Source organism: Isoptericola sp. NPDC060257 (assembly GCF_042726645.1).
Classification (GTDB): Bacteria; Actinomycetota; Actinomycetes; order Actinomycetales; family Cellulomonadaceae; genus Isoptericola; species Isoptericola nanjingensis.
On record NZ_JBHXAW010000154.1, the window covers coordinates 1 to 10512 of the forward strand.

The 10512-nt window shown below is 73.2% G+C and carries 9 protein-coding genes; 3 read left to right on the top strand and 6 right to left on the bottom strand.

Annotated features, from left to right (window positions below; genetic code table 11):
• Positions 1 to 52 precede the first annotated feature (52 nt).
• On the bottom strand, positions 53 to 1489 hold the full coding sequence (locus tag ACFWEK_RS13365; protein WP_430547073.1) for a sugar porter family MFS transporter: 1437 nt from the start codon (positions 1487 to 1489) through the stop codon (positions 53 to 55).
• Between the two features lie 185 nt (positions 1490 to 1674).
• On the opposite strand from ACFWEK_RS13365, the gene ACFWEK_RS13370 reads away from it, so the two are divergent.
• The 3 genes from ACFWEK_RS13370 to ACFWEK_RS13380 all read left to right on the top strand — a co-directional run bounded on the left by ACFWEK_RS13370 (position 1675) and on the right by ACFWEK_RS13380 (position 4184).
• A complete protein-coding gene (locus ACFWEK_RS13370; RefSeq protein WP_430554362.1) occupies positions 1675 to 2274 on the top strand; it encodes a hypothetical protein in 600 nt (199 codons plus the stop codon).
• 282 nt (positions 2275 to 2556) lie between these two features.
• Complete coding sequence (locus ACFWEK_RS13375) at positions 2557 to 3177, top strand: DUF47 domain-containing protein (RefSeq protein WP_430554357.1); 621 nt, start codon at positions 2557 to 2559, stop codon at positions 3175 to 3177.
• 2 nt (positions 3178 to 3179) lie between these two features.
• Positions 3180 to 4184, top strand: coding sequence for an anion permease (locus tag ACFWEK_RS13380; protein ID WP_430554358.1), 1005 nt, complete (start codon positions 3180 to 3182; stop codon positions 4182 to 4184).
• A 12-nt stretch (positions 4185 to 4196) separates the two neighbouring features.
• Here ACFWEK_RS13380 and ACFWEK_RS13385 read toward each other — a convergent pair whose 3' ends face one another.
• The 5 genes from ACFWEK_RS13385 to ACFWEK_RS13405 all read right to left on the bottom strand — a co-directional run.
• Positions 4197 to 5192: an NUDIX domain-containing protein gene (locus tag ACFWEK_RS13385; protein ID WP_430554363.1), complete on the bottom strand. Its 996-nt coding sequence runs from the start codon at positions 5190 to 5192 to the stop codon at positions 4197 to 4199.
• 58 nt (positions 5193 to 5250) lie between these two features.
• A complete protein-coding gene (locus ACFWEK_RS13390; RefSeq protein ID WP_430547070.1) occupies positions 5251 to 7629 on the bottom strand; it encodes an RNA degradosome polyphosphate kinase in 2379 nt (792 codons plus the stop codon).
• A gap of 49 nt (positions 7630 to 7678) precedes the next feature.
• Positions 7679 to 8665 carry a mycothiol synthase gene (mshD, locus tag ACFWEK_RS13395; RefSeq protein WP_430554359.1) on the bottom strand — a complete coding sequence of 329 codons (987 nt, stop codon included), beginning with the start codon at positions 8663 to 8665 and terminating at the stop codon, positions 7679 to 7681.
• A gap of 96 nt (positions 8666 to 8761) precedes the next feature.
• Positions 8762 to 10177 carry a cellulase family glycosylhydrolase gene (locus ACFWEK_RS13400; RefSeq protein ID WP_430554360.1) on the bottom strand — a complete coding sequence of 472 codons (1416 nt, stop codon included), beginning with the start codon at positions 10175 to 10177 and terminating at the stop codon, positions 8762 to 8764.
• A 154-nt stretch (positions 10178 to 10331) separates the two neighbouring features.
• On the bottom strand, positions 10332 to 10512 hold a 181-nt coding region (locus tag ACFWEK_RS13405), incomplete at its 5' end, for a hypothetical protein (RefSeq protein ID WP_430554361.1).

Genomic DNA, 10512 nt, shown 5'->3' on the forward strand with positions numbered 1-10512 from the left:
CCCCGTGGGAGCGTCGCGGGCCGTCGTCGCGTCGGCACGTCTCGGGCGCGCGTCAGGCGCGCTTGTACGCCTCGCCCGCCATGTCCTCCAGCTCGACGCCCTTCGTCTCCGGGATCTTGCCGAGGACGAAGAAGAACGACAGCACCGCGAAGACGGCGTACATGAGGTAGGGGATCGCCGGGCCGAACGTGTCGAGCATCGGCGGGAACGTCAGCGTGATGGCGAAGTTCGCGATCCAGTTGGCCGCGGCGCCGACACCGAGGGCGGCGGCGCGGATCCGATTGGGGAACATCTCGCCCAGCAGCACCCACATCAGCGGGCCCCACGTGGCGCCGAAGAAGACCACGAAGGCGTTCGCGCTGACCAGCGCGATGATGCTCCACGGATCCGGGAGGCTGATCGAGTCGCCCGAACCGGTGGCCTGCGTGAAGCACACCGCCATCAGGCCCAGCGAGACCGCCATGCCGGCAGAGCCGATGAGCAGCAGCGGCCGCCGCCCCACCTTGTCGATGAGGGCGATGGCGATGAACGTCACAGCCACGTTGGTGACCGCCGTGATCGTCGAGACGAGGAACGCCTGCGACTCGTCGAAACCGACCGCCTGCCACAGCGTCGTCGAGTAGTAGAAGATCACGTTGATGCCGACGAACTGCTGGAAGATCGCCATCACGATGCCGACCCACACGATGGGCTTGAGCCCGAACCGGTCGCCCTTGAGGCTGCCCAGCTCGGCGTTCTCCTCGTCGACGGCGATCGAGCGGCGGATCTCGCCGATCCGGTCGTCGGGATGCTCGTCGGGCCCCAGGACGGAGGCGAGCACGGTCCGCGCCTCGTCCTCACGGCCCTTCGTCACCAGGTAGCGCGGCGACTCGGGCATCCGGATGGCGAGGATGCCGTAGACGGCCGCCGGGATCACGGCGACGAGGAACATCCAGCGCCACGCCTCCCACCCGAACCACAGCTCGTTCGCCGCGCTGCCGGCCGCCGTCGCGAGGATCTGGTCGGACAGCAGGGCCGCGAAGATACCGACGGTGATCGCGAGCTGCTGCAGCGACCCGAGGCGCCCGCGCATCGCGGCGGGGGCGATCTCCGCGATGTACGCGGGGGCGATCACGGACGCGATGCCGATGCCGACGCCCGCCATGAACCGCCAGATCGCCAGGTCCCAGGCGCTCCACGCGATCGCCGACAGGATCGACGACACGAAGAACAGGACCGCGCCCAGCACCATCACGTGGGTGCGGCCCCAGCGGTCGGCGAGCTTGCCGCCCGACCACGCGCCCAGCGCGCAGCCGAGCAGCGCGATCGCCACGACGAGGCCCGTCACGGTGGAGTTGAGGTCGAACTGGCCCTCGATCGCGTCGACCGCGCCGTTGATGACCGACGAGTCGAATCCGAAGAGGAAGCCGCCGACCGCCGCCGCGAAGGCGAGGGCTGTGGCCTTCCGGTGGGCGCTGTGCGCCGCAGACCCTGGTGCTGGGCTCGTCATGATCGTCCTCGCTCCGCTCTTCCGACCCTTGCGTCTCTCGATGCTAGGTCGGTGCCCGCCTCTCGGCGCGCTGAGCAGGTCGGACGCGCGTCCGTCGCGCGACCCGGCCCCGACCCCGGGCCTCCGGGGGTGAGACTGGAGGGGTGAACGACGCACCCGAGCCGCGCAGGCACCGCCGACCCGCCATGCTCGACCCGCAGACCGCGGAGCAGATCCCCGGCTCCCTCGACCCCGCGCTGCGCGACGAGGTCGCGCACACCACCGCGCGCGCCGTCGTGCACCGGGCCCGGGCCGCGGAGGACCCGGAGGTCGTGGACCGCCTGGTGCGCCTCGTCGAGCGGGAGGGGCTCGACGTCGTCGCCGCCCTGTGGTCCGACGCCGCGCCCGCCTCGCTGCCCGGCGCGCTGTGGCGGCTGTACGTGCTGCGCGAGTGGGTGCGGCGCGACCCCCGCACCGTGGGGCTGCGCTACCGCCTCGGCGTCGACGCCGCCCCGGTGCACGAGGCGGTGGCCGGCGTGCCCCGCCCGCCCGCCCCCGAGGACCTGCGGACGCTCGCGGACGACGTCCTGTCCGGCGTCTACGCCGGCGACCTGGCGGTGGCGCTGGAACGGGCCGCGTCGTTCTGCCGCATCCTCGCGACCGGTGCGGCGTTCGACGCCGACGCCCGCGAGGTCGCGGACCCCGACGGGGCCACGCGGATGACCCGCGGGGCCGCCGACCTCGTGCGCACCGCCGAGGAGCTGGAGCGCGCCGCCGCGGGCTGGCGGGCGGGCATGCTCGACTGAGGCGTCCCGGGCGTGAACGGTGGCGCTGACCTGCGTGTTCGGAGCACGCCGACGCCCGGGCTTACGATGTTCGGGCGACGTCGGGCCGCGGTAGCCCCGGGCTCCATCTTCAGCCGCTACGAGCGGCCACGCGCCGAGAGGCGCTCCCGGTCCGGCGTCGCACCTCACCCGAGTTTTCCCGCAGCCGCGAGGCGGATCGTTCAGCGCGCGTTCAACTGGTCGCGCCAGGATGGCCACCTCTAGTCTGTGAGAGTCTCAGCGTCCTCGATCCGGGAGCCACACGTGCGCCTGCGCCTGACACCGCGCGACACGACCTATTTCGACATGCTGGCGACGCTCGCGCAGCACAACGTCACGGGGGCCTCGCTCCTGGCGGAGCTGCTCGGGGCGTCCCGGCAGGAGCGGGAAGGGATCGTCCGCAGGCTCAACGAGGCCGAGCACGTGGCCGACGACGCCGCCCACTCGATCATGCGACGCCTGAACCAGACGTTCGTCACCCCGTTCGACCGGGACGACATCTACGGCCTGGCGTCCGCGCTCGACGACTGCATGGACGCGATGGAGGAGGCCGGCGACCTCATCGTCCTGTACAAGGTCGACGAGCTCCCGCTGCGGGTCTCCGAGCAGGTGCAGGTGCTGCAGCGCTGTGCCGAGCTGACCGCCGAGGCCATGCCGCGGCTGCGGTCCATGGACCAGCTGTCCGACTACTGGGTCGAGATCAATCGCCTCGAGAACCAGGGCGACAAGCTGCACCGAGAGCTGATCGCGCAGCTCTTCGACGACACCACCGACCCGGTGCTGCTCATCAAGCTCAAGGAGATCGTCGACATGCTCGAGGAGGGCGCCGACGCCTTCGAGCGGGTCGCGAACATGGTCGAGACCATCGCGCTCAAGGAGTCCTGACCGTGGAGGCGGCGCTGGTCGTCCTCGTCGTCGCGCTCGCGCTCGGCTTCGACTACACCAACGGCTTCCACGACGCGGCCAACGCGATCGCCACATCGGTCTCGACCCGTGCGCTGACGCCCCGCGTCGCGCTGCTCATGGCCGCAGTCATGAACTTCGTCGGGGCCCTGCTGGGCACCGAGGTCGCCGAGACCATCGCGACGTCGATCGTCGACCTGCAGGACGCGTCGAACCACACCGCCCTCGTCGTGGTGCTGTGCGCCCTGGTGGGCGCCATCGTGTGGAACCTCATCACCTGGTGGTTCGGCCTGCCGTCGTCGTCGACGCACTCCCTCATCGGCGGCCTCGTCGGTGCGGGGCTCGCGGCCGGGCTGCCGATCTACGGCCAGGCCATCATCGACAAGGTCGTGCTGCCGATGGTGTTCTCGCCGCTCATCGGCTTCATCGGCGCGTACTTCGTCATGGTCGCGGTGCTGTGGATCTTCCGGAACGCCTCCCCGTCGCGGGTCACCCGCCGGTTCCGCCTGGCGCAGACCGCGTCGGCCGCCGCGATGGCGCTCGGCCACGGCCTGCAGGACGCGCAGAAGACCATGGGCGTGATCTTCATGGCACTGCTCACGGTCGGCTGGGCGGACCCCGACGCCGGCATCCCGCTGTGGGTCAAGCTCGCCGCGGCCGGCGCCATCTCGCTCGGCACGGCCTCCGGCGGCTGGCGGATCATGCGCACGCTCGGCCGGCGGATCATCGAGCTCGACCCGGCACGCGGCTTCGTCGCCGAGTCGGTGTCGGCGCTGGTGCTCTACGCCAACGCGTTCATCCTGCACGCGCCCGTCTCGACGACGCACACCATCACCTCGGCGATCATGGGCGTCGGCGCGACGCGCCGGCTCTCCGCCGTGCGCTGGGGCGTCGCCAAGAACATCGGCGCCGCGTGGGTGCTGACGATCCCCGCCGCGGCGCTCGTGGCCGCCATCACCACCTGGATCCTGCACCCCTGGCTCACCTGACGGCCGCGACGGTCAGTAGACCCGGGGCGTGACCTTCTCGACGGCGACGACGCGCGGGCCCTTGGCGGTGGGCGCGACGTGGGCGACGAGCATGTCGCCGGGCTCGAGGAACGGGTCGCGCGAGGGCAGGACGTTCGCCACGGCGCGGCGGGAGTGCCGGCCCAGCACGTCCAGCACGGTCGGCAGCACGGGGCGGTGCGTGCACAGCACCGACGACCGTCCCGACTCGAGCAGGTCGAGCACCGTCGCGGCGACGCGGGACGGCGACCGCTCGTGCTCGGCCTCGCCCAGCTGGTCGCTGAGCTCCGGGCGGGCGCGCGCCGCCTGCACGTACGGCTCGATCGTCGCCGCGCAGCGCTCCCAGCGGCTGGAGACCACGGACGTCACTCCGTAGGCCGCGAGGACCGGCACGAGCGCCGCGCCCTGGGCGTGCCCCACCGGCGTCAGCGGCCGGTCGTGCTCGGCGCCGTGCCATGCCGCCCGGGTGACGGCCTTGCCGTGCCGGACGATGACGACGGCGTGCGTGGCGAGCCGGCCCTGGCCGTGCGCCTCCACGAGCGCCTCGAGCGGTCCGCGGTCGGCGCGGCGCGTCAGGCGCGCGGCGGCGGCGTCGACGTCGAGCCACGCCTTCTTGTCGACCTCGTCCGTCGACGGCGGTTGCACGGGGAACCGTGCGGCCAGCGCCGCGGCGTCGCCGGACCGCGAGGCGCGGCGGGCCGCCCAGTAGTGCACCCGCTTCACGCGGCCCTCGGGGGTCAGGTACTGCAGCCCCGGCAGGGGGACGCCCAGCACCACGGGCTTGCCCGTCTCCTCCGCCACCTCGCGCGCGGCGGCCGTGTTCAGCGACTCGCCCGGCTCGAGCTTGCCCTTCGGCCAGGACCAGTCGTCGTAGCGCGGCCGGTGCACGAGCTGCACCTGAAGCCGTCCGTCCCGCTCGCGCCACACGAGCCCGCCCGCCGACTCGATCACCGGGGCGTGCTCCACCGACGTCGCCCCCAGCCTGTCCACGAGCGGCGACGCCGTGGTGCCCGCCGCCCGGCGCACCCGAGCCGCCCTCACCGCGCCCTCATCGAGCCCGCTCGGGCCGACGGCGGTGGCGGGCGACGAGCTGCGCCTGCAGGTCCGCGAGGGGGGCGCCGTCCGGACCGACGGCCTGTCGCACCCAGGTGTCGTCCGGCTGGAGGTGCCACGTGGAGGTCTCGTCCGACATGGACGCGTCCATGAGCTCCAGGAGCTCCGCGACCTGGCCCTCGTCGGCGATCCGGACCAGCGCCTCGACGCGACGGTCGAGGTTGCGGTGCATGAGGTCGGCCGAGCCGATGTAGACCTCCGGGCCGGACTCCGGCCCCTCGCCGATGGCCGGTCCGGCCGCGTTGGCGAACGCGTAGATCCGGGAGTGCTCCAGGAACCGGCCGAGGATGGAGCGCACCCGCACGTTCTCGCTCAGCCCCGGCACGCCCGGCCGCAGCGCGCAGATGCCGCGGACCACGAGGTCGACCTTCACCCCGGCCTGCGAGGCTCGGTACAGGGCGTCGATCGTGGCCTCGTCGACGGCGCTGTTCACCTTGATACGCACCCACGCGTCGTGCCCGGCGCGGGCGGCGTCGGCCTCCCGTTCGATGCGCTCGATGAGGCCGGCCCGCACGGCGCGGGGCGCGACCAGGAGCCGGTGGAAGCGCGACTGCGGGGCGTACCCGGAGAGCTGGTTGAACAGGCGCGTGAGGTCCTGGCCGACGTCGCGGTCGCACGTGAGCAGGCCGTGGTCGGTGTACATGCGGGCCGTCTTCGGGTGGTAGTTGCCGGTGCCGACGTGGCAGTACCGGCGCAGCCCGTCCGCCTCCTGGCGCACCACGAGGGACAGCTTGGCGTGCGTCTTGAGGCCGACGATCCCGTACACGACGTGCACGCCCGCCTCCTCGAGCTTGCGTGCCCAGGAGATGTTGGCCTGCTCGTCGAACCGCGCCTTGATCTCGACGAGCGCGAGCACCTGCTTGCCCGCCTCGGCGGCGTCGATCAGGGCGTCCACGATCGGGGAGTCGCCGGACGTGCGGTACAGCGTCTGCTTGATCGCGAGGACCGCCGGGTCGGCGGCCGCCTGCTCGAGGAACGTCTGCACCGACGTGGAGAACGAGTCGTAGGGGTGGTGGAGCAGGATGTCCCGCTCGCGGATCGCGGCGAAGACGTCGCGCGCCGTGGCGGACTCCACCTCGGCGAGCTGGCGGTGCGTCGTCGGGACGAAGGGCGGGTAGTGCAGCGACGCGCGCTCGATGTCGGCGATGACGTTGAGGCCGGTGAGGTCGAGCGGCGCGGGCAGCTCGTACACCTCCTCCTCGGCCACGTCGAGCTCGCGCACCAGCAGCTCGCGGATGCGCGGCGAGATGCCGTGCGCCAGCTCGAGCCGCACGGGCGGGCCGAACCGGCGGCGCAGCAGCTCCTTCTCCATCGCCTGCAGGAGGTTCTCGGCGTCGTCCTCCTCGACCTCCACGTCCTCGTTGCGCGTGACGCGGAACGTGTGGCTCTCGCGCACCTCCATGCCCGGGAAGAGGTGGTCGAGGTGCTGGGCGATGACCTCCTCCAACGGCACGAACGACGTCTGCGTGCCGCCGCCCTGCGTGGGCGTGGGGGCCGACGGGCGGCCGCGGTCGTCGACGGCGATGAACCGCGGCAGCAGCGGCGGCACCTTGACGCGGGCGAAGTGCTCCTTGCCCGTCAGCGGGTTCGCGACGACGACCGCCAGGTTGAGCGACAGCCCCGAGATGTACGGGAACGGGTGCGCCGGGTCCACCGCGAGCGGCGTGAGCACGGGGAAGATCTGCTTGCGGAAGAACTTGTGCAGGCGCTCCTGCTCGCGGACCTCGAGCTGGTCCCAGTGCACGATCGTGATGCCCTCGGCGTCGAGCGCCGGCTGCACGTCGGAGCGGAACACCTCCGCGTGCCGCGTCATGAGGCGGTGCGCGCCCTCGCCGATCGTCTCCAGCACCTGCCGCGGGCTCATGCCGGACGCCGCGGTGACGGCGATGCCCGTGGCGATGCGGCGCTTCAGGCCCGCCACCCGCACCATGAAGAACTCGTCCAGGTTGGACGCGAAGATCGCGAGGAAGCGGGTGCGCTCCAGCAGCGGCAGCGACGGGTCCTCGGCCAGCTCCAGCACCCGTTCGTTGAACGCGAGCCAGCTCAGCTCCCGCTCCGCGAACCGGTCGTCGGGCAGGGGCTCGAGCTCGACCGCGGCGGCGACGCCGTCGCCGGGCGCCGGCTCCTCGGCGATGTGCTCGGCGATGTGGGCCGCGAGCTGCGGGTCCAGGGGGCGGGACGTCGCGACGGCCGTGGAGCGCGGGCGGCTGTCCGTCACCTCGGCGGCCGCGACGGCGGAGTCCGGCGCGGCGGAGGCGCCGCGTCCGTCGCGGGACCGGGACGTTCGGGGGCGCGACGCTGTCATGCCCCCCATCGTGGCACCGATAGGTGAACGGCGGGTGACGAAGTCCGCCATGCCGTCGCTACGCGTCCGCGGGCCGCGCGTACTGGACGTCCACGGCGGCGCGCTCGAAGCCGGCGCTCGCGTACGTGGCCAGCGCGGGCGCGTTGTCCCCGTCCACGTAGAGCACCGCGCGGTCGCAGCCCACGCGCGCCAGGTGGCGCAGCCCGACGGCGGTGAGCGCGCGGCCCAGCCCGCGGCCCTGCGCGTCGGGGGAGACGCCGACCGCATAGATCTCTCCGGAGCGGCTCTCTCCGTCCCGGGAACCGTGCGGCTGGTCGTTCTCGACCTTGGTCCACAGGAAGCCGAGCGGCTCGCTCCCCGGGCCGGCGGCGTCGTCGCCGGGCACGACGAGGAAGAAGCCCTCGGCGTCGAACCAGGGCTCGCGCTGCCGGTCGTTCAGGTCGTCGACCGTGAGGCGGCCCTGCTCCGGGTGGTCCGCGAACGCGCGCGCGTTGAGCCGCACCCACGCCTCGTCGTCGGCGCCGGGGCGGAACGTCCGCAGGGAGAGGCCGGGCAGGTCCGGCACGTCGCGCGCCGCGTCGTCGGGCCCGAGGGGGCGGGCGAGCACGAGCAGCTCGCGCGCGGCCTCGTAGCCGTGCGCCGCGGCGAACGCCCGCGCCGCGGGCAGGTCGCCGTGCGCCCACACCCGCAGCGGCTTGCCGCGCTGGCCCGGGGCGCCCGAGAACATCGGCAGCCGCGCGTCGCGCTCGGCGGTGCGCAGCAGGACGCCACCGACGCCCCGGCGCCGGTGGTCGGGGTGCACCACGAGCTCGGCGCTCGCGTCGTCGCCGCCCCGGTCCACCTGGAGGTAGCCGACGACGGCGCCCTCGCCGTCGCGCGCGACGACGTGCGTCAGCCAGTCGGCGTCCGCGCCCAGGCGCAGCAGCGGCTGCTCCGACAGGGGGGCGACGCCGTCGTGGGCGGACGCCGCCGCGGCGAGGGCGCGCACGGCGTCCTGCGCGGCCTCGTCGAGGGGGTCGAAGGACAGGGCGGGTGAGGTGGGCACGACCCCATTCTCACCGAGGACCGGCAGCGCCGAACATGCAGCTGCGCACGTTCTGCACCGTCAGGACGCGCGCGACTGCATGTTCGGCGGTCGGGGTCAGCTCGCCGTGCAGGTCGCGGTCGGGGCGGCTGACGGCGCGCTCCCCGTCCCGATGAACCCGGCGGTCGCCGTGGCTCCCGCGGCGAGGGTGCGGTTCCAGGCGGCGGGGGTCACGTGGACGCCGTCGGCGTCCGAGGTCGCCTCGCCGCCCCAGACCTGGGCGACCGTGACGCCCGCGGGCAGCGCGAACGCGACGTCCCAGCCGTCGACGGCGGCGTCGCCGGCCGTCACGGTCACCTCGCCCTGCCAGCCGCCGGACCACGACGCCACGACTCGCACCGTCGCGGTGCACGCGCCGTCCGTGGGCGGGTCGGTGGGCGGGTCGGTGGGCGGGTCGGTCGGCTCGGTGCCGCCGCCGAACCACGACGCCTCGACGGCGGTCTCGCGCAGGCCGTCGGCGCCGTCGATGATCCGTGTGCCCCACGCACTGGGGTTCGCGGCGTCGAAGCCGAGGACCAGGTCGAGATAGGGGTCGGTGTTGCCGCTCCACGACCAGGCGAGCCAGCCCAGGTCGAGGCGCTCCGCCTCCGACAGCACCCAGTCCTCGTCGACGTCGGCGGAGGTCTGCTGCCAGCCGAACTCGCCGACGACGATGGGCAGCCCCGCGTCGACGAAGAACTCGAGGTAGTCCGTCACCGTCTGGTGCTGGTTGTACACGCTGTACATGTGGATGGAGAAGACCGTGTTGGCGTCGGGGTCGGACGCGAACACGTCGGCGGCCGCGGGCCGCATGTAGTTCTTCCAGTCCTGCCCCCAGTTCGGCGCGTCGACGACGATCGCGTGCTCGTAGCCGATGTCGCGCAGCCGCACGATGGCGTCGGAGGTCGCACTGCCCCAGGTCTCGTTGGTGGCGTCGTCGTTGCCCATCGGCTCGTTGCCGATGTTCACCATGACGTAGTCCTCGGTGCCGGCGAGCGTCGGGTAGAGGTCCTCCCAGTAGTCGACGGCCTGGTCGAGGGTGGCGGCGGCGGGCGCGGACGTGTCGCCGTACCCGGTGGTGTCGTGCACCTCGAGGATGCAGACCAGCTGGTTCTCCTCGCAGAGGTCGACGACGCCTCTGACGTCCTCGGGGGTGTTGCGGGTCCACTGGTCGCCGCTGGACAGCACGACGCGCACGCTGTTCGCGCCCGCGGCCTTGATGTCCGCGAACGAGTCCGTCTGCTGGGTGTACCAGGTGTGCGCGTGGTTGACGCCGCGGAGCACGAGGTCGGTGCCGTCGGCCTCGACGACCCGGCCGTCGGCGACGTGGATGCCGGGCGGGGTGTCGGCGTGCGCGCCGGGCGCCGTGGCGACGAAGGCGGCCGCGGCGCCGGCGGCGAGGGCCGCCGCGGCGACCGCCGCGGGGACGACGTGCCGCGCCGCCGGGCGCGCCGTCGCGCCGGGGGGAGCGGGCGGGTGGGGAGAGTGCGACATGGCGGACGTCCTCGTCTCTCGTGCGACTCGGCACGCGCTGCGCGTGCGGTCCCACAGTGGTCGAGGCGACCCCACCGTTCCGAAGGCTGAAACGGTTAAGCCGAGCCTGCCGGGGCCGTGAGGACCCGGACAGGCTCGGCCCGTCGTACCGCTGTCAGTCCTCGTCGGCCGCCGACGGCTTGGCGAGACCCGCGGAGATGAGGTCCATCACCGAGGAGTCGGCGAGCGTGGTCGCGTCGCCCACGGTGCGGTTCTCGGCGACGTCGCGCAGCAGGCGGCGCATGATCTTGCCGGACCTGGTCTTGGGCAGCTCCGGCACGACGAGGATGCGGCGC